At 32.6% G+C, this 19,765-nt stretch carries 16 protein-coding genes, 2 tRNA genes and 8 pseudogenes; 17 read left to right on the top strand and 9 right to left on the bottom strand.

Annotation, left to right across the window (positions count from 1 at the left end; genetic code table 11):
- Window positions 1–23 precede the first annotated feature (23 nt).
- From AC1RYN_RS16365 to AC1RYN_RS16395, 7 genes and pseudogenes are all read left to right on the top strand, one after another.
- Entirely contained in the window at window positions 24–794 is a 771-nt protein-coding gene (locus AC1RYN_RS16365; protein ID WP_481807801.1) for a hypothetical protein, read from the top strand.
- Window positions 742–957, top strand: coding sequence for a hypothetical protein (locus AC1RYN_RS16370; RefSeq protein WP_481807802.1), 216 nt, complete (start codon window positions 742–744; stop codon window positions 955–957). Before AC1RYN_RS16365 ends, AC1RYN_RS16370 begins: the two co-directional genes overlap by 53 nt.
- A 64-nt stretch (window positions 958–1,021) precedes the next feature.
- The gene (locus AC1RYN_RS16375) at window positions 1,022–1,402 is read left to right on the top strand and encodes a MutS-related protein (protein ID WP_481807803.1); all 381 of its coding nucleotides are present in this window, start codon (window positions 1,022–1,024) and stop codon (window positions 1,400–1,402) included.
- Window positions 1,403–1,451: 49 nt separating this feature from the next.
- Window positions 1,452–1,994 (top strand): annotated as a pseudogene (locus AC1RYN_RS16380) (MutS-related protein).
- A 150-nt stretch (window positions 1,995–2,144) separates the two neighbouring features.
- A tRNA-Gly gene (locus AC1RYN_RS16385) sits at window positions 2,145–2,217 on the top strand.
- A 14-nt stretch (window positions 2,218–2,231) separates the two neighbouring features.
- Window positions 2,232–2,317: transfer RNA gene (locus AC1RYN_RS16390), tRNA-Leu, on the top strand.
- A 144-nt stretch (window positions 2,318–2,461) separates the two neighbouring features.
- Window positions 2,462–2,808: pseudogene (locus AC1RYN_RS16395) on the top strand (YegP family protein).
- 154 nt (window positions 2,809–2,962) lie between these two features.
- Here AC1RYN_RS16395 and AC1RYN_RS16400 read toward each other — a convergent pair.
- Together AC1RYN_RS16400 and AC1RYN_RS16405 are read right to left on the bottom strand one after the other, a co-directional pair.
- Window positions 2,963–3,190, bottom strand: a complete 228-nt coding sequence (locus AC1RYN_RS16400; RefSeq protein WP_129540885.1) for a hypothetical protein — start codon at window positions 3,188–3,190, stop codon at window positions 2,963–2,965.
- A 379-nt stretch (window positions 3,191–3,569) separates the two neighbouring features.
- Window positions 3,570–4,796, bottom strand: a pseudogene (locus AC1RYN_RS16405) (3-deoxy-D-manno-octulosonic acid transferase).
- Between the two features lie 165 nt (window positions 4,797–4,961).
- Between AC1RYN_RS16405 and AC1RYN_RS16410 the strand changes: the two are divergent.
- The 6 genes and pseudogenes from AC1RYN_RS16410 to AC1RYN_RS16435 all read left to right on the top strand — a co-directional run bounded on the left by AC1RYN_RS16410 (window position 4,962) and on the right by AC1RYN_RS16435 (window position 10,041).
- Window positions 4,962–6,092 carry a DegT/DnrJ/EryC1/StrS family aminotransferase gene (locus AC1RYN_RS16410; protein ID WP_481807804.1) on the top strand — a complete coding sequence of 377 codons (1,131 nt, stop codon included), beginning with the start codon at window positions 4,962–4,964 and terminating at the stop codon, window positions 6,090–6,092.
- Window positions 6,093–6,123: 31 nt separating this feature from the next.
- Window positions 6,124–7,125 (top strand): annotated as a pseudogene (gene galE / locus AC1RYN_RS16415) (UDP-glucose 4-epimerase GalE).
- Window positions 7,126–7,223: 98 nt separating this feature from the next.
- A complete protein-coding gene (locus AC1RYN_RS16420) occupies window positions 7,224–7,622 on the top strand; it encodes a DMT family transporter (protein ID WP_481807805.1) in 399 nt (132 codons plus the stop codon).
- Between the two features lie 84 nt (window positions 7,623–7,706).
- Window positions 7,707–8,135: a DMT family transporter gene (locus tag AC1RYN_RS16425; protein ID WP_481807806.1), complete on the top strand. Its 429-nt coding sequence runs from the start codon at window positions 7,707–7,709 to the stop codon at window positions 8,133–8,135.
- 291 nt (window positions 8,136–8,426) lie between these two features.
- Window positions 8,427–8,747, top strand: a complete 321-nt coding sequence (locus AC1RYN_RS16430) for a hypothetical protein (protein WP_481807807.1) — start codon at window positions 8,427–8,429, stop codon at window positions 8,745–8,747.
- Between the two features lie 94 nt (window positions 8,748–8,841).
- The gene (locus tag AC1RYN_RS16435; protein ID WP_481807808.1) at window positions 8,842–10,041 is read left to right on the top strand and encodes a glycerophosphodiester phosphodiesterase; all 1,200 of its coding nucleotides are present in this window, start codon (window positions 8,842–8,844) and stop codon (window positions 10,039–10,041) included.
- 74 nt (window positions 10,042–10,115) lie between these two features.
- On the opposite strand, the gene AC1RYN_RS16440 is transcribed toward AC1RYN_RS16435, so the two are convergent.
- The 4 genes and pseudogenes from AC1RYN_RS16440 to fabD form a co-directional block, all read right to left on the bottom strand.
- Window positions 10,116–10,637 carry a hypothetical protein gene (locus AC1RYN_RS16440; RefSeq protein ID WP_481807809.1) on the bottom strand — a complete coding sequence of 174 codons (522 nt, stop codon included), beginning with the start codon at window positions 10,635–10,637 and terminating at the stop codon, window positions 10,116–10,118.
- A 113-nt stretch (window positions 10,638–10,750) separates the two neighbouring features.
- A complete protein-coding gene (locus AC1RYN_RS16445; protein WP_481807810.1) occupies window positions 10,751–11,077 on the bottom strand; it encodes a LytR/AlgR family response regulator transcription factor in 327 nt (108 codons plus the stop codon).
- A gap of 59 nt (window positions 11,078–11,136) precedes the next feature.
- A complete protein-coding gene (locus tag AC1RYN_RS16450) occupies window positions 11,137–11,775 on the bottom strand; it encodes a DUF4919 domain-containing protein (RefSeq protein WP_481807811.1) in 639 nt (212 codons plus the stop codon).
- Window positions 11,776–11,918: 143 nt separating this feature from the next.
- Window positions 11,919–12,789 (bottom strand): annotated as a pseudogene (gene fabD, locus AC1RYN_RS16455) (ACP S-malonyltransferase).
- A gap of 536 nt (window positions 12,790–13,325) precedes the next feature.
- Between fabD and AC1RYN_RS16460 the strand changes: the two are divergent.
- From AC1RYN_RS16460 to AC1RYN_RS16470, 3 genes are all read left to right on the top strand, one after another.
- Window positions 13,326–13,571 carry an AraC family ligand binding domain-containing protein gene (locus tag AC1RYN_RS16460; protein ID WP_481807812.1) on the top strand — a complete coding sequence of 82 codons (246 nt, stop codon included), beginning with the start codon at window positions 13,326–13,328 and terminating at the stop codon, window positions 13,569–13,571.
- Between the two features lie 27 nt (window positions 13,572–13,598).
- Window positions 13,599–13,817, top strand: a complete 219-nt coding sequence (locus AC1RYN_RS16465; RefSeq protein WP_481807813.1) for a hypothetical protein — start codon at window positions 13,599–13,601, stop codon at window positions 13,815–13,817.
- A 175-nt stretch (window positions 13,818–13,992) separates the two neighbouring features.
- A complete protein-coding gene (locus AC1RYN_RS16470) occupies window positions 13,993–14,184 on the top strand; it encodes a helix-turn-helix domain-containing protein (RefSeq protein ID WP_481807814.1) in 192 nt (63 codons plus the stop codon).
- Window positions 14,185–14,418: 234 nt separating this feature from the next.
- Here AC1RYN_RS16470 and AC1RYN_RS16475 read toward each other — a convergent pair.
- The 3 genes and pseudogenes from AC1RYN_RS16475 to AC1RYN_RS16485 form a co-directional block, all read right to left on the bottom strand.
- Window positions 14,419–14,952: pseudogene (locus tag AC1RYN_RS16475) on the bottom strand (YceI family protein).
- A gap of 238 nt (window positions 14,953–15,190) precedes the next feature.
- Window positions 15,191–15,907: a pirin family protein gene (locus AC1RYN_RS16480; RefSeq protein WP_481807815.1), complete on the bottom strand. Its 717-nt coding sequence runs from the start codon at window positions 15,905–15,907 to the stop codon at window positions 15,191–15,193.
- A gap of 511 nt (window positions 15,908–16,418) precedes the next feature.
- A pseudogene (locus AC1RYN_RS16485) lies at window positions 16,419–17,903 on the bottom strand (helix-turn-helix domain-containing protein).
- A gap of 120 nt (window positions 17,904–18,023) precedes the next feature.
- Here AC1RYN_RS16485 and aceB point away from each other — a divergent pair.
- Window positions 18,024–19,627, top strand: a pseudogene (gene aceB / locus AC1RYN_RS16490) (malate synthase A).
- Window positions 19,628–19,765 lie beyond the last annotated feature (138 nt).

The raw sequence follows: 19,765 nt of genomic DNA on the forward strand, positions 1-19,765 counted from the left end.
CTATGTATTGCTAAGGTTAATACATGCTCCTGTTGTTAGGGAGGCAGCACCTAGGTTTTGGAGTAGAAGAATTAAAAGAAGGAATTATTGCTTCGGGGGCTATTTTATATTATCTGTCCGAAACACAACATAATAGAGTGCAGCATATAACAGCGATTCAGCGAATAGCCGAAGATGCTTATGTGTGGATGGATCGATTTACGATTCGAAATCTGGAGCTGTATCATAGTTATAATCCAAATGCAGTTACACTTCTGGATGTTATAGATAGAACACTTTCGCCAATGGGTGGGCGTTTGTTAAAACGTTGGTTGGCATTGCCTCTTAAAGATAGCGATAAGATTAAGAGTCGTCACGAAGTGGTGTCTTACTTAAAGGAAAATCAAGAGGTACTGCATAATATTCAGTATCAAATTAAGCAAATATCAGATTTAGAGCGTTTGATTTCTAAAATTGCTGCAGGTAAAGTTTCTCCACGTGAGATAGTTTATCTGAAAGAATCGCTAGATGCAATTATTCCTATAAAAGATCTTGCGCTTAAGAGTTCGCAAAAAGCGGTAAAAACAATAGGTGATAATTTACATAGTTGTGATTTATTGCGTGAAAAGATTAAAACAACTTTAAATCAAGATTCAGCACCAGTATCTATTAATAAAGGTAATGCCATTGCAAAAGGAATTAGCGAAGAGTTAGATGATTTACGAGCAATTTCTACTTCAGGAAAAGAATTTTTAGAGGGAATTGAAAAAAGAGAGTCGGAGCGAACTGGAATTACTTCTAAAAATTTCTTTTAATAATGTTTTTGGATATTATATCGAAGTTAGGAATACACATAAAGATAAAGTACCGTCAGAAGGGATTCGTAAACAAACTTTGGTAAATGCAGAACGTTATATTACCGAAGAGCTAAAAGAGTATGAAACTAAAATTTTAGGAGCCGAAGAAAAAATTCGATAAAATAGAATTAGAGCTTTTCGAGGAATTGGTTTCTTGGATAACAACATATATTAAGCCAGTGCAAATGAATGCAAGCTTGGTGGCGCAACTAGATTGTTTGTGTTCGTTTACACAATTGGCAATCGAGAATAAATATGTTTGTCCAGAAATTGATGATACTTTCGAATTAGAAATTAAAAATGGAAGACATCCCGTTATCGAGAAACAATTACCAGTTGGTGTGCCGTATATTGCTAATGATGTTTTCTTGGATAGAGAAACACAGCAGTTAATTATGATTACAGGACCCAACATGTCTGGTAAGTCGGCTATTTTGCGTCAAACGGCCTTAATTGTGCTATTAGCTCAAATGGGAAGTTTTGTTCCTGCAGATAGTGTTAGGATGGGCATGGTTGATAAAATCTTTACTAGAGTAGGAGCGTCAGATAATATTTCGATGGAGTAGTCTACTTTTATGGTCGAGATGAATGAAACAGCTTCAATCTTGAATAAATATTTCAGACAGAAGTTTAGTGTTGCTGGATGAGATAGGAAGAGGAACAAGTACGTATGATGGAATTTCGATTGCATGGGAGCTATCGCTGAATTCTTGCATGAACATCCGTCGAGACCAAAGACGTTATTTGCTACGCATTATCACGAGTTAAATGAAATGACGGATTCGTTACCTAGAATTCAGAATTATAATGTTCGCAGTAAAAGAATTAAAGGATACGGTTCTTTTTGTTAGAAAGCTTGTAAAAGGTGGTAGCGCACATAGTTTTGGTATTCACGTTGCAAAAATGGCTGGAATGCCTCAGATTGTGATTTTGAAAGCACAAAAGCTTTTGAAGAAATTAGAGAAAGATCATTCAAGTGATGCGTTAAATGGAATTAAATCTGATAGCGATGAAATGCAAATGAGCTTCTTTAATCTAGATGATCCATTGTTAGAAGAAATTAAAGAGGAGATTTTAAATCTTGATATAAATGCAATAACTCCTGTTGAGGCGTTAATGAAATTGAATGAGATTAAAAGAATGATCACTAGAAAATAATTTTAAATTTAAAGTTTAGGCTATCAGTAGGTTATGAAATAAGTAGATTTTTTTTTCGAAAAACGCTTGTGTAACTCAATAAATGTCTTAAATTTGCACTCGCAATACAGAACAATTCAAGTGTTGTAGTTCTTAATTAGAATTTGAAAGGCGAAAATAGCTCAGTTGGTAGAGCGCGACCTTGCCAAGGTCGAGGTCGCGGGTTCGAGCCCCGTTTTTCGCTCAAAGCCATATAATGCTCGGATGGTGAAATTGGTAGACACGCTGGACTTAAAATCCAGTGAACAGCAATGTTCGTGCGGGTTCAAGTCCCGCTCTGAGTACAAGAAACCTCTTCTTTTTGAAGAGGTTTTTTTATTTTACAGAAGTCTGTAATTTGCAATACTTGATTTTGGACTTTAAGTAAATCTTCGTTAATTCTAATTCCGGTGGCTATCGGAATGACAATTAAAAAATCTAAAAAATAAATGGGTGCTTTCGTAATAAGTAAGAGGTTTAATGATGAGTATAAATTTGTGTTTACTTCCAGAAAAGGGAAGGTCATCTTTACAAGTCTTAGTTATGAGCTTAAATTTGAGTGTGAAGAGGAGATTGAGAAATTTAAGGGCGGTATAGAGTCGGCTAAATTTTTGAAGTTTAAATCGTCTGGAGGGAAGTATTTTTTTAAGTTGGTTTTTAATGATAATCATTTTGCAACGAGTAGAAAATATACGACAGAGTTACTTCTTCAGAAGGAATAAAAGAAATTGTTAATTATGGGGCTAAAGCTGAGATTTTAGATTTCTCTGTGGATGATTTTGTTTTTGAGGATTAGATGGTGGGTTAAAATAAAAAAAGAGAGCGCATTTTGACTTATCAAAATGCGCTCTCTTTTTTTTGCTTAAAATGTAAGCTAAAGTTTAGTGTAATAAAAAAGCCATCTCGCGATAAGCGGATGGCTTTAAAAATTTTAGAATCTAAAGTTCTAATTATTTTTTTGCAGCTTCAGTTGCAGTTTTAGCAGCTTCAGTAGCAGTAGCAGCAGCAGAATCAACTACAACAGCAGCAGAATCAACTACAGCAGCAGCAGAATCAACAACTACAGCAGCAGAATCAACTACAGCAGCAGCGTCGTCAGCAGGAGCAGCGTCAGCTTTTTTACAAGATACAACAGTTAAAACAGCAACAACAGCTAAACTTAAAAATACTTTTTTCATCTTACTTTATTATAAAAGGTTAATTATTAATTCGTGGCAAAGTATATAAATTTTTTAAATATGTAAAATATTTTTTTATTTTTTTTTTAAAATATTCTTTATTGCCTACGTTTATCATATTATCAATTAACGTGCCAAAAACGTTAAATAGCTTTTCTAAGTGATAATTTAGTGTTTAATTAAATGTTTCTAAAAATAAATTACTTGGTAATGCTAGTAAACACAGTGCTTTCCCTGTTTTTTTTATTGAATTTGCTTCAATAAAAAAGTACTAGTTTTAGTTGTGTAAAAAATAAATTTATAAATTCATTTTTTATTCAATACAATGAAAAAAATTGTGATTTGGATAACATATTTTAGGAAAAATTAGGGAGCCAGATTAAATTGCGCTCATAATTATGTCTGTTGCGCCCTTTTTATTTTGTACATAAGACATACAAATTAAGCCTTTCTCGTCAAGATAGTTTTGGTTTGAAATAAGATTGTTAAAAGCGGTTTCCAGTTCTGTTGCGTTAGTGATAGAGATGCAACCTCCTAGTTGAACAAGTTCAGTTGCTTCAGCAAAATGAGAATAATTCGGTCCAATTATAAGAGGAAGGCCAAAGGTTGCAGGTTCGAGAATATTATGAACGCCTGGGTTTCCAAAACCGCCACCTACATATGCAATTGTTGCATAACTGTATATATTGGTATATTCCAACAGTATCAATGATGAATACATCATAATTTGCTAGGTTTTTGCCTTCTTTTTCAGAAAATAAGATTGTCTTTTTAAGTGATAGATTGCTGTAGAGTAGTAATTTGTTCTGGTTTGATATTATGAGGAGCAATAATAAATTTTACATGCTCTTGGGTGGTGTTGATATATTCGGTTAATAAAACTTCATCCTTTGGCCATGAGCTGCCAATAACAATAGTAGTTGAGTTGTTTTTGAATTCAGCAATAAAATCTAGAGTATTGTTGCGTTCTAAAATAGCAACCACACGGTCAAATCTGGTATCGCCTGAAATAATTACGTTCTTGTAGCCAATAGATTCAATTTTGTTTTTGGAACTTTCGTTTTGAACAAAAAAATAAGTAAACGCATCAAGTGCTTTTTTGTAAAAACCACCATACCATTTAAAGAAAATCTGATTGTCTCTAAATATTCCTGAAACTAAATAGGTTGGAGTGTTCTGTCTTCTTTAATTCATTAAGGTAGTTTAACCAAAATTCATATTTGATAAAGAAAACCATCTCTGGATTAGCATGTTTTAAAAACTGTTTGGCATTTTGTTTTGTATCCAATGGTAAATAAACAGTTACATCGGCAACAGTATTGTTTTTTCGTACTTCAAAGCCAGAGGGAGAAAAAAAAGTTACAATAATTTTATGCGAAGGGTATTTTTCTTTAATTTTTTCAATAACAGGTAAGCCTTGTTCGTATTCGCCTAGTGAAGCAGCGTGAAACCAAATCGTTTTATCAGTGGGTTTTATCTTTTCTTGTAGAGTTGTAAAAACACTTTTTCTGCCATCTACAAAAAGTTTGATTTTACGGCTAAAAAGGGCTACTATTTTTAATAAAAAGCTTACAATAATTACGATTAGATTGTATAAGAAAAGCATAGTTGGATATTTGGGGCTAAAATACGTTTCTTTCAATTATTTTCATTGGTTTAAACTCATTAAATAACTATTTTTGTTCCTCGTTTTCGGAAGTATTATTTTGAAAGTCAATTAAAATTGGACTTTCTTTATTTGAGAATGCAAACTTTAAATTAGAATATCGCAATGAGAAAAATTCAAATGGTTGACTTAAAAAGTCAATATGATAAAATAAAAGTAGCTGTAAATGCTTCAATTCAAGACGTTTTAGATTCAAATACATATATTAATGGGCCATTGGTTCATCAGTTTCAAAAAAATCTTGAAACGTATTTAGGAGTAAAACATGTTATTCCTTGTGCAAACGGTACTGATGCATTGCAAATTGCAATGATGGGACTTGATTTAAAACCAGGGGATGAGGTTATTACTGCCGACTTTACTTTTGCAGCTACTGTAGAGGTGATTGCTTTGTTGCAATTAACACCTGTTTTGGTAGATGTTGAAATGGATAGTATGAATATTTCTATTGACGCTATTAAAAAAGCAATAACTCCAAAAACAAAAGCAATTGTTCCTGTGCATCTGTTCGGTCGTGCAGCTAATATGGATGCAATTATGGAACTTGCAGCAGCGCATAATTTGTACGTGATCGAAGATAATGCGCAAGCAATAGGAGCAGATTATATTTCTAAATCCGGTGTAAAAAGTAAAGTAGGAGTTATGGGGCATGTAGCAGCAACTTCTTTTTTTCCATCTAAAAATTTAGGTTGTTATGGAGATGGTGGTGCTATTTTTACTAATGATGATGCTTTGGCACACATTATTCGTGGAATTGTAAATCACGGAATGTACGAGCGTTATCATCATGATGTTGTTGGTGTAAATTCACGTTTAGATAGTATTCAGGCAGGAGTTTTAAATGTAAAACTTCCGTTATTAAATGAGTATAATAAAGCGCGTCGTGAAGCAGCAACTAAGTATAATGCAGCATTGGCAGGACATGCTAATATTATTACGCCTTCGTTTAATCCTGACGAAAATGATCACGTTTTTCATCAATATACATTGCGAATTATAAATGCAGATAGAAACGGATTGTTGCAACATTTACAAGATAAAGGAATTCCTTGTGCAATTTATTATCCAATTCCGTTGCATTCGCAAAAAGCTTATGTTGATGTTCGTTATAAAGAAGAGTATTTTCCAGTAACCAATCAATTGGTGCAGGAAGTGCTTTCATTGCCAATGCATACTGAGCTTGACGACGAGCAAATTAAGTTTATTACAGATAGTGTGATTGAGTTTTTGAAATAAACCAAATAAATAGCCAAAAAACAACCAAAAAATGAAAGTATTAGTAACAGGAGGATTAGGATTTATCGGTTCGCATACTGTAGTCGAATTGCAAAAAGAAGGCTTTGAAGTTATAATAATTGATAATCTTTCTAATTCCTCAGAAGATGTTTTAAAAGGAATCGTAGCCATTACAGGTAAAACACCAGTATTCGAAAAATTAGATTTGAGAGAAAAAGCAGCGGTACAAAATTTCTTTAAAAAATATGATGATGTTACTGGGGTAATTCATTTTGCGGCTTCAAAAGCGGTTGGGGAAAGTGTTGAAAATCCACTTTTGTACTATGAAAACAATATCAGTACTTTAGTATATCTTTTGCAGGAATTACAGCAAAAACCAGAAGCTAGTTTTATTTTTAGTTCTTCTTGTACAGTTTATGGTCAAGCTGAAAAAATGCCAATTACAGAAGACGCTCCTGTACAACAACCGATATCTCCATATGGAAATACGAAGAAAATAGGCGAAGAAATTATTAGAGATACTGCAAAAGCAACTAATATCAATGCTATTTTATTGCGTTATTTCAATCCTATTGGTGCGCACCCTTCAATAGAGATAGGAGAGTTGCCAATTGGCGTTCCTCAGAATTTAGTCCCTTTATCACGCAAACCGGAATCGGATTGCGTAAGGAATTATCTGTTTATGGAGATGATTATCCTACAGCCGATGGAACTTGTGTACGGGATTATATTCATGTGGTCGATTTAGCAAAAGCGCATGTCGTAGCACTGCAAAGATTATTGAATAAAAAAAATCTGGAAAAAGTAGAAACATTTAATCTGGGTACAGGAAAAGGAAGTTCTGTTCTTGAGGTGATTACGAGTTTTGAAAAGGTAAGTGATAAAAAATTACCATATAAAATTGTAGCACGAAGAGAAGGTGATATTACCGAGGCCTATGCAAATACAACCAAAGCTAATGATGTGCTGGGTGAAAGCTCAATCAACGCTTGATGAAGCGATGAAGAGCGCTTGGAAATGGGAAAAAAGATAAGAAACAAGCTTTTAGTTTAAAATAGATAGTATTTTAAAAATCCCAAATTATAGCATTATAATTTGGGATTTTTTTATTTAAAATAGATAGTATTAGCAATGCAACAAAAGCCAGATTATAAATTATACCTCTGCATGGCGACAGTAGGGATTGTGTGGGGAACGACTTTTTTAGGAATCAGGGTTGCGGTAGAAACTATTCCGCCGTGGTTTGTAACTTCTATTCGTCAGGGTTTAGCAGGATTAATAGCGATGACTATTTTACTGTTTAAAAAAGAATTAAAATGGATTGGTTGGGAGAATTTTAAACACCAATTAATTCCAGCTTTATTAATGATTGTTATTGCAAATGGTTTTACTACTGTCGCCGAACAAACTTTACCAAGTGGGTTAGCATCTATAATGAGTGCTTTGTCGCCTGTACTTATCTTTATAATAGTGTTTTGTTTGGATTTGGGAAAAACCAAGTTTAAAAGAGTGGATTATAGGAAGTTATAATTGGTTTCACAGGAGTTGTTTTTATTTTTAAAGATGGATTGGGTTCATTTTTAGATTCTAATTATCAACACGAGACTTATATTTATGAGTTTAGCAATTTCAGGTTGGGCAGCAGGAACAATTTATACAAAGACTCATACTCATAAGTCGAATAATATTACACTGAATTTATTTTATCAGTTTACAATTGCTACTTTGGTTCAGTTGGTTTTAGCATTTATTTTTTCTCCAAATTCAGATGTGAGTTTATGGAGTACGAGAAGTATTTTGGCAGCTTTGTATTTGTCTGTTTTTGGGTCTATACTTGCTTTTTTCTCCTATCATTATGCTTTAAAACGAGTAACGGCTATTCAGGTTTCTATTTTGTCTTACTTTAATACTATAATTGCAGTTTTTTTAGGTTGGTTGTTGTTGGACGGAGTAATCACTGTCGATTTTATTATTGCTACAGTACTTATTATTTCAGGAGTTTTTATTATTAACTATAAAAAGAAAGAAAAAAAGATTGCATAAAATCTTGTTTCTAATTAATAGTAATCCCAAATTATCATCTTGATAGTTTGGGATTTTTTGTTTGGTGTAAAATGTTGTAAATTTGACTGTTAAATAAATTTATCATGAATGCTAAAAAAGAAAACTCCAAAATAAGCAACTGTCTTTAATAAACTTTTGGTTGAATATGATCTTTTAAAGTTAAATTTAAAGGAATTGTTGAGAGGCCACTTTTGATTTTGATGAAGAGATGAAAAAAGGGTATACGACCGAAGAAGCAAAAGCAGAATCGATTAAACGAATACGTGAGTGGTGGAACAGAAGCTTGCTTACACATCACATGTAATTAGTTATTTAGATGATTTGGTTCGTGTTTTATATAAAAATGACTATTTTGGTTTTATAGAAACGGCTGAAGAATATGTTTTGAATATTTATGATTTTGTTTCTGGAAATATTAAATCAAGTCAGCATAGAATAACTCCTAAAAGAATACAATATTTAGGTTCAAATTACATTTTCTATAAAGTAAATAAAAGAACTACATGGTTTATTTTCTTTGAAAGGCAGAATGAAAACTTCTTGATTACGGGAATTTTAAATAATCATTGCGAAGATGCAAATGTTTTGTAAATTTATTTTTATTGTAAAATTATATAACTGATGCTTAACTGAGTGCTAACGTTTGTTGAGTGAAAATGGCATTTATTTGCTAAAAATATAAACTATGAACTCATTTCAAATTTTAAAAAGTACAATTTTCTTAAGTGCTGTAATTTTGTTATTGGCTTGTAATATGAATGATGATAATCAAACGCCCGAAAATGGAAAATATCCTACTTTAACTGGGGCAAATCCTATTGTAGTAGCTCATCGTGGTGCATCAGGTTATTTACCAGAACATACTATTGAGGGATATACTAAAGCTATTGAAATGGGAGCTGATTTTATAGAGCCAGATTTAGTAATGACAAAAGATGGGCAACTTGTAGTGCGTCACGAACCAATGTTGTCCGGAACAACAAACGTATCAGAAGTACTAGCTTTTGCTTCTAAAAAAACAACTAAGAATATTGATGGAGCAATGATAACCGATTGGTTTGTTTCTGATTTTACTTTAGCAGAAATTAAACAATTAAAAGCAAAACAAGCTTTTGCGGAGCGTTCACAAGAATATAATAATAAATATGCGATTCCAACATTTGCAGAAGTAATTGCTTTGGCAAAAGAAAAATCGAAACAACTAGGTCGTGTAGTCGGGATTTATCCAGAAACAAAACATCCCTCTTTTCATGAGGCTTTGGGTTTAAAAATTACCGATAAATTATTAGAAATGTTAGCTGTCGAGGGATGGAATAATGTTTCGTCTCCAGTTTATATTCAGTCATTTGAAGTTTCTAATTTACAATACATAAGAACTAAATCAAGTGTGAAAACAATTCAGTTGTTAGGTTGTTATGATGTGGCTTTAAATGGAGATTTAGTTTTTGTAGTTCCAGATGGAGGAATGATTTCTGATGGAAAACCATATGATTGGCACTTAAAAGGAGATAGTAGAGATTACGGATTTTTTAGAACTCAGGAAGGTTTAGATTTTGTTAAAACCTATGCAACTGGAATTGGTCCGTGGAAGCCATTTATTATTCCGTATAAAGGAGTAGATGCAAATAATGATGGCAAAGCAGACGATATTAACGCAGATGGCAAAGTAGATGATGCCGATAAAGTAGCGTTGCCACCAACGACTTTAATTTCAGACGCACATAAAAAAGGATTACAAGTACATGCTTATACGTTCAGAAATGAAGGGAAGCGATTGTTGAGTAATTATAAAAATAATCCAACTTTAGAATATCAGGCTTTTTATAAATTAGGGCTGGATGGCGTGTTCTCTGATTTTACAGATACAGCGGTTCAAGCAAGATAATTTTGCTTTAAGTAATAGAAATCCCATACTATCAAATTTGATGGTTTGGGATTTTTTTTGTTTTACAGCTTTTTTTACTGTGGATCGAAAGTTTGAGGGATTTTCCTGTCCTCTTTTTCTTTGTCAAAAGTCCAAGATATAATCCACCATCTGCCTTCGTTGTAATAAAGTTGTATGCTATTAATTCCTCTTCGGGCAACAGGACCATTTTTTGCTAATCTAGTTTCATAAGTGCTCCAAACGTGGGCGATATTCCCAAATACGCGAACTTCTCTATTCACTTCATTTTCATAAAAGGCAGTTTTTGCAACCATAGTATCGGTTTCTTTATGAAAATCTTTAAGAGACATTGTGGTTTGTTGCGTTCTGCCAGCAGTATTTTCTAGCGGAAAAGAATAAATCGCATTTGGGTCATGAAGTGAAAGGTCACGTTCCCATTGTCGTTTTTCTCCAGCTTCTCCCGAAACGGCTTCGTAAGTAGCTTTTATAATTCCGTTAATAGTAGCTACATCTTCCTTTAAAGGATATTTTTGTGCATTTGAAATTTGTGTAGACATAATAATAGTTAATATGATTTTTAAAATTACTTTCATCATTACTGAATTGTTTAATATTCAGGCAAATGAAAACAAAGTATAAAGCACATGAAACTATTTTATACAAACGTGTGTAAATACTACACACACTGCTTGTTTTTTTATGTGTGCGGTTATAACATAAATTTATCCAGAGCGGTAGTAAGGCATTCTTTGTAGGTTTTGCCAATGGTAATTTTATTTCCTTTGGCCATAATATGATTGTCTTCGATACTATCAATATTGGTTAAATTAACTATCGAAGAATTGTGAACTCTCATAAATTCATTGGGTAATACATCTATTAAATCTTTCAGGGATTTGTAATAAGTGTATTTTGTATTATCTACAGTTATTATTTGTACATAATTACCTAAACCAGTAATGACAGCGATAGTATCAAAGTATAATTTGATTATCTTTTTATCGGTTTTAATGAAGGTAAATTTTTCAGATGTCATTGTTAGTTTTTGGTTTGTTACGGTTTTAAAATTTAAAACTGTTTAAACACGGGCTTATGTCAAAATAAAATCCTTTTATTTTTATATTGATTCTCTTTTAAGGTAAGAAAATCATAATGTTCAATTAGACTTTGGTTTCCTCCATATTCAAAGCCCAATGCATTTAGTAGCGCGTATTCATTAGATGTGTTGATAACATAGAAAGCTGTTTCTTTAGTTACGCCGTCTCCAGAGCTTAAAATGGTTTCAAATATAATGTTAGTTTTTATGATATTATTTTCGAGCTCTTTTTTACGTTCTAATTTGTCTAAGCAGTAAGATTTATAATTTCTGGTTCTTATGTCAAATGGATTTTCTGATAAAATTAAATTACAAAGTTCAGTTGCTTTTTCGTATTCTTTTTGGGTAAGGTTTTCTTTTTTCTGAAAGTCTTCTAGTTTTTCGGAATGTTTAGATTTAGTATATGGAGCGTATTCTTTTTGAAAAGTATAGCCATAATAGTAATGTCTTTTTTCTTCAAGGGTCATTGTCGAGTCTGCAGCTTCAAACTTTAATTGTAATTTTGGATAATATAAAGTTGATTTTTTGTCTTTAATAGTGTTCTCAATTTTTTTATAATCAGGAGCTTCAAATTTAAATTCTTGTGAAAAAATAGTAAGGCAATTAAAAAGTAGAACTAATAGAATTATTCTTTTCATCGGGAGAGGGTTCAATGTGTGAAACAAAAATATTAAAAAAATCCCCACAAACATATGCTTGTGAGGATTCTATTTGTATTGACAATTTTTAGAGTGAAAAATTGAAAACTGTGATTGATTCGATAGCTATCAACATAAAAAAATTATGCATTTGCAGTAACAGCTTCTTTATCAATTTTACCGATTAATCCAGCTAAAACTTTTCCTGGGCCTACTTCTGTGAATAAAGTAGCGCCATCAGCAATCATTTGCTGTACAGATTAAGTCCATTTTACAGGAGCTGTAAGCTGAATGATTAAATTCTTTTTTATTTCATTTGCATCAGAAACGGCACTTGCAGTTACATTTTGATATACAGGACAAATAGGAGTCGAAAGTTGTTGCTTCAATTGCAGCAGCCAATTCTTCTCTTGCAGGCTCCATCATTGGTGAGTGAAAAGCACCACCAACAGGTAATATCAAAGCACGTTTTGCGCCAGCAGCTTTCATTGCTTCGCAAGCTTTTTCAACAGCAGTTGTTTCACCAGAAATTACTAATTGTCCAGGACAGTTATAATTTGCAGCAACTACAATTCCGTCTATCGAAGCACAAACTTCTTCAACAACATTATCTGCTAATCCTAAAACTGCAGCCATTGTAGATGGGGTGATTTCGCATGCTTTTTGCATTGCCAAAGCACGTTGAGAAACTAATTTTAATCCGTCTTCAAAAGAAAGAGTTCCATTTGCAACCAAAGCAGAGAATTCTCCTAATGAGTGTCCTGCTACCATTTCTGGTTTAAAATCTTCTCGTAAAGTTTTAGCTAAAATAACAGAATGCAAGAATACTGCAGGCTGAGTTGTTTAGTTTCTTTTAGTTCTTCAGCAGTACCTTCAAACATGATATCTGTGATTCTGAAGCCTAATATTTCATTAGCTTTTTCAATAATTCTTTGGCTAAAGCTGAATTTTTATATAAGTCTTTGCCCATTCCTGTAAACTGTGCGCCTGACCTGGAAATACGTATGCTTTCATTTGTTTTAATTTAAAAATTTAATGATTCTAAAATTGAAAAATTAGTTTCAATTGAAAGGCAAAAATAGTATTTTTTTAGCTTGAATAATTCTTAAACATATAAATCCATAACAATCTCGAGAGTCGGATGTTAAAGAAAGAAAATGCGATAATCACAACAGCGATAATAGGAATGATTCTTAAATCGAAATTTTTTTCAAAGAAAAACTGAGCAATGCAGTAAGTAGCAATACCTTGTGCAACGGTCAGTCCGTAACTCATGTACATGGCGCCAAAAAAGAACCTGGTCTTTTTCGAATTTAAAACCGCATTCACTACATTCTTTGTGCATTTTTGGAAATTTGAAGGTGAAAAATATATTTTTCTCCATCAAGAATTTTTCCTTTGTGACAATTAGGACATTCATTTCGTAAAACATGGGTGATCATATATGACATAATTGATTCATTTTTTATTATATACAAAGATACTTTGCTAGTTTTCAATTCAATTTTTATATCTTCGCTTATTATAGCACAATAAAGACATTTGTAGCCGTGAAAAAATACCCAATTTATAGTGTTGCCAATTTTAGTTGTAATGATACTAGAAGTGATTTTTATGTAAATTCTTTTACTGAACATTTAAAAACACATAGTTTTGTCGAAAAACCACATCGTCATGACTCTTACTTAATGGTTTTTTTTACAGCTGGTTCAGGAATTCATGAGATTGATTTTGACAGATTTGAAATAAAAGAGGGAAGTTTGTTTTTACTTCAGCCTCGGCAAATTCATTTTTAGGAATGTCACAAAGATGTAGAAGGATTTGTGGTAATCTTTTCTCAGGAAATGTACAATCTGTATTTTGGTCAAAAAAAAATCAATGATTATGCTTTTTACAGTTCAATAAATAATAAGCCAGAAGTTTATTTTGATACGAAAGCGGCAAAAGGAATTGCTCCTTATTTTGAATTGCTAATGCGGGAAAGAAGCAAAAAGAAATTTCAATTGGATAAGATGCTTAATCTATTAAATCCACCCAGTTGAAATTGCAAGAAAATATAATGATTCTGAGATCCATGAGGTTCATTGTATAATGTAAATATAAAAAGTTTGAAGCGTTTTTGCGTAATTGCATTACAAGACAAATAAATCACCTTCATTTTATGCAGAACAATTGCATATTACCTTAAAGCATCTCAATAGAATATGTAATGATATCTTGAAAAAAACGGCAACAGAAGTAATTACAGATCGTGTTGTTTTGGAAATAAAAAGAATGCTAATTGACAAGCAGCTAGCTGTAAATGAAATTGCAGAAGAAGTTGGCTATGATGATTATTCTTATTTCTCCCGAGTTTTTAAAAAATATACTAATATGTCACCAACAGAGTTTAGGAATTTGAAGAAGTAGCTTTTTGAGAGAGGTGAGAGAAGCAAGATAAGAGAAGCAAGATAAGAGAAGTGTAGATGTTAGAGGTAAGATGAGATAAGCTAGATGTGAGGTGAAAACGGTTGTCAGGCTGAGCGGAGTCGAAGCCCCTAAATATTTCGGTGTTGTTTAGAAAAGACAAAAAACAAAACCCCATACTTTTTTCAAAGCATAGGGTTTTAACCAAATTAAATACTAAAATTTATGTAGGGATAATTATTGTTTTGCAAATTGTAGTTCAATGTTTAAACGAACATCATCGCTTACTAAAACACCTCCAGCTCTCTATAGCAGAATTCCAATTTAATCCCCAATCTTTACGATTGATTTTTCCTGTAATATTCAAGCCTATTTTTGTGTTTCCCCAAGGATCAGTCATGATTCCACTAAATTCTACTGTAAATTTTATTTCTTTTTCAACACCTCTAATATTTAATTTACCAGTAAGTTCAGAATGACACCATCATCGATTTTGTAAATGAACTAGATTTAAAAGTCATTTTTGGGCTGTTTTCAATTCAAAGAAATTTAGCATTTGCTTAAACGATTATCTCTGTTTTTTGGTATTCCAGTATCAATAGATTTTATATCTGCAAAAACTAATCGCTGCATTCTGAAGTTATTCTCGTCGCTAATAATAGTTGCTTCGTATTCGTTAAATTTACCTGAAACATTAGTAAACATCATGTGTTTAACTTTAAAACCAATTTCTGAGTGAGTTGGGTCAATTGACCATTTTGTAGTTGCCATAATTTTTTGTTTTTATTTAAATAATAATAATTTCGTTTTGATAGGACAAAGTTACTTCGGTGGTAGATGAATTACACTTAACCTAGATTAAGAAATGAAAAAGAAATGTTTTTTTGTTATTTAGTTTTTTCTGTTTATTCTATTTTTTATAAATCAATTAGCCTTATAGAGAAAAAAACGGGGCTAATAGTTTAATTGTTAGCCCCGTTTAGAAAAATTTGTTTATTGTAGTTTTGAATTAATAATTCATCGGAATTTCCATTAATAGAAACTCAGCGTCAGTGTTTGCTTTAATATTTACAGTTTTAAAATCTGTAATTCCAATAGCATCACGAGTGTTTAATTCATGACCGTTTATAGTTGCATTTCCTTTTAGGATAAAAGCATATAAACCATTTCCTTCCTTTTTAATTGAATATTCTGTTGTAGTTCCTGCGTCAAAATTCCCCATATGAAACCAAGCATCTTGATGAATCCAAACACCGTCATCATCTGGATTTGGAGATAAAACTTGCTGTAATTTGTTATGTCTGTCTTCTGTGTTTAAAGAAATTTGTTGATAACGAGGAGTTACATTGCGTTTGTTTGGGAATAACCAAATTTGCAATAATTTAGTTTGTTGATCTGCATTTGGGTTGAATTCGCTATGTTGAATTCCTGTTCCTGCACTCATTACCTGGATATCTCCATGTTTGATGATTTCGGTATTACCCATATTATCTTTATGTGCTAAATCACCTTCAAGCGGAATGGTAATAATTTCCATATTATCGTGAGGATGTGTGCCAAAGCCCATTCCTGCTGCAATAGTATCATCGTTTAAAACACGAAGAGCTCCAAATTGTATGCGCTCTGAATCGTAATAAGCAGCAAAACTAAAAGTGTGGTATGCATTTAGCCAGCCGTGATTTGCGTTTCCTCTTGTTTCTGCTTTGTGAATTACTATATTTTCCATGATTGTGTATGTTAATTGTTATTTGATAGTGCAAATTTACAACCAAAGTAAAGGGGGAGCACTTAACCTAGATTAAGAAGTGATTTTTTTTGAGGTTCAAAGGTTTTTTTTGAGAGGTTCAAAGGTTCAAAGAGACAACCCCGAAGTTCTTGGACTGAGTTGCTGAGGCTCTAATGGTCTGAGTGATAAAGAAACAAAGGCTTGTTTTACCGCATAAAGCGACCACAACCTAACCGCAACATTGTCATCCTGACGTAGGAAGGATCTCTACGAGAGCTTGGTGGTCTGGGAATGTTTTCTATGTGAAAAGCAAGATTGAGTATTTACTCTATTTTAAGAGAAACTAACTACAATTTTGTCTTTTGAGACGGAGTCGAAAAATAACATCAAATAGTTCGACTATCTGTGAATGCTTTGTGTTAGTTTCTTGTGGAGATCTCTCCTTCGTCGAAATGACAAGATTGTGTGAAATTCTAAGAAATCTAATGTCTAAGAAGTCTAGAAATCTAATTTAACTATATTTCGCTATATACTGTTGTACTACTAAATCAGTATTTTCATGGCGTTTTTTGCTTTCTAATTGTTTAGGAGGAGAAGCTCGTTCCATGCAATTTTTAACAGCACAGGTTTCGCAAGTAACACCAACAATTTGTTTTACGATTGGTTTTGCATCTATGAATTTGAATTTTCTCTTTCATAGTGGGAGTAATTAATATTCCCACTGAAATGCTTCGCATGCAATTTTCTACAAATGGATCTTTAGTTGCTGATGAAAAAACCAAATATTCGTTTCCGCTGTTTTCATAACTTGAAATTTGAGCGTCAAAAAAATGTGCTTTATTTTGTTTAATCGCTTCGTCTATAGTTTTAATAGAAACCCATCGGCGGCAATAATGCTCATTCATCTCATTGGCATGCGGTTCTTGCTGATTGGTGATATGGAGTTCTTTTTTTATTTGATAGGTCCCAGATCCTATTTGGTGTGACATTCTTAGGAAAAATAAATTCTTTAAATGAAAATCTTTTGGTAGAAGATTGGTTAATCTCTGATAAAAAGATTCTGGCGAAACACTAAATTTTTCGATTAACGCAACAAACTCTTCCGGTTTTGGATTCTCTTTGGTTAAGAAAAGATTAATGTCATCTATTAATAATTTTCTAGGCAGTAATAATGCTCCGGCAAAATAGGAAGCGTAAAAATTATGCAAGACCTGATCAAAATTGTCAAATTTTATCCAGCTGAATGTTAGTAATCTGTCAGTTATTTCTAAATAGTTGTATGCTATTTCTTTGGCTAATATAAAGGCTCTTTGAGTATCATCTATTTCTTTTAGAGAGCAATAGTGTTTTGCTTTTTGGAACATAAATAGATCGTAAATCACCCAAAGCTTCTTGATCCTTAAAGAGAAGATCTTTAATGGTATAGCCATACTCTTCTTTTAGAATGGCACTCAGTTCAAGTGTCGAAATTTGATTTTCAAGATTAATCTGAAATGATTTAGAGAAAGCAATTACTTTATTTTCTAGATCTTCAAAGTAATTAATGTGTGCTTCTTGATAGGAGCGCAATGAGGCTAAGAAAAAACTCTCTCGGCTTAAATTATAATGTTGAGCAATTTCTATTATGGTACTGATAAAGGCATTGACTTTTGCAGGAGCGTTAGCAATAATATCGATTAAATCATTTTCATGTATGCCAAAAAGTTCTAATGGAATTTCTTTTAAAATACCAGATTTTAAAATTTCGCCTATCGGTGCCAAGTTGTTATCTAGTTTCAAAGAAACCATTTGATCATAGCTTATGTCAAGATTTTCGCACAAGAGTAAAATCTTATCAGTTTTCGGATATTTCTTCCCTTTTTCTATTTCGTTCAAATAAGATTTGGAAAGGTTCGTGAGTTTGGCTAAGCCAAATAACGAAAGGTTTTTTTGAGTTCGGACTTGCTTCGAGTTTTAGCCCAAAAATAAGCTTGATGTAGTCTTTTTCGATATCCATAATATCAAATGTAACCAATAAAAAAATAATCGCCAAAAAAATATTTTCAATATTTAGCGAACGTTCGCTTGTTTTGTATTAAACTTTTTTTATAACATTGTAATGTAAAACGAATTAGCTATGAAAAATCAATTAGAAACTACAGAGTCGGCAATGGAATTTTTAGCCGAAAAAAACAATTCTTATGCAGCTATCTGGACAGATGAGGCGATTACATTTATTACAGAATTGCATTTAAAATTTGATTCACAACGAAAATTATTGTTGACACAAAGAGAGCAACAACAAGTTTTATTTGAAAAGGTGTCATGCCAGTTTTTCCAGCTGAGACTAAATTGGTTAGAGAAGATAATTGGACAGCTGGAGCTATTCCAAAAGATTTATTAGACAGAAGAGTAGAGATTACAGGGCCAGTGGATAGAAAAATGATTATCAACGCCTTGAATTCTGGAGCAAAAACGTTTATGGCCGATTTCGAAGATAGTACATCACCAACATGGGCTAATTTAATGAATGGACAGGTAAATTTAATTGATGCTGTAAACAAAACGATCAGTTTAACAGATGAAGTTAAAGATAAGACCTATCAGTTAAATGAAAACATAGCGACCTTGATTGTTCGTCCTAGGATTACATCTTACACAAAAACATGTTTTGGTAGAGGGGCAGGTAGTTTCGGGATCATTGGTTGATATGTTTTGGTTCAGATGTTTTTCATAATCATAAAAAATTACTTGAAAATGGTACAGCTCCATATTTCTATATTCCAAAATTAGAGCATTATCTAGAAGCGCGCTGGTGGAACAATGTTATCGAGTTTACTCAAAATTATTTAAGAATACCTCAGGGAACGATTAAAAGAATAACTGTCCTTATAGTAACGATAACAGCAAGTTTTCAGTTGGATGAAATTATATTCGAATTAAAAGAGCATATCGTTGGGTTAAACTGTGGGCGTTGGGATTATATCTTTTCATACATAAAGAAATTCCATAAACATCCTTCGTTTTTGGTTCCAAGATAGGGATCAGGTAAATATGACTTCTCCTTTTATGAAAGCGTATTCTAATCCTGGTAATTCAGAGATGTCATAACAGTATTTATGAATTGGAGGAATGGCAGCTCAAATTCCGATTAAGAGAATGATGAAGCCAATGCTATTGCTTTCCGAAAGTAAAAGCCGATAAAGAGCGTGAGGTTCGTAACGGTCACGACGGAACATGGGTAGCACATCCAGATTTGGTTTCATTAGCAAAAGAGATATTTGATGCAGGAATGCCAACACCAAATCAGATTCATATACCAAGACCACATCTTACAATTACCGAACAAGATTTGCTTGAAGTGCCAAATGGTACTATAACTGAAGAAGGAGTTTCCGAAAAAATATTAATGTAGGAGTTTTGTATCTGGCTTCATGGCTTAACGGACAGGGTGCCGCGGCTATACATAAGTTAATTGAAGATGCGGCAACAGCAGAGATTTCGAGATCTCAATTGTGGCAATGGTTATATAATAAGAAAGCGTTTTGGTACGGAAAACAGTCGAATCTGGCATATTATCACAAATTAGCTTTAGATGAATTCAGTAAAATTAAAAAGGAATTGGGCGAAGAAAACTATGAAAAACGCTGGTTTCCTTTGGCTGAAAAAGTGCTAGAAAGGTTGGTTGTGACACTCGACTTTGAAAACTTTCTTACTATACCATGTTATAAATATTTATAATGGATTAAAAATTAAAAATAATTTTTCACACAGATTTAGCAGATAACGAGATTTTAATTTAAAAATCAAGTAGCAATAAAAAAAACTTTTTTGAGACTCAGTAAAACTTAAAACTTTTTTACTTATTAACAACCAAAT

It is taken from the genome of Flavobacterium sp. TC780, from assembly GCF_056783245.1.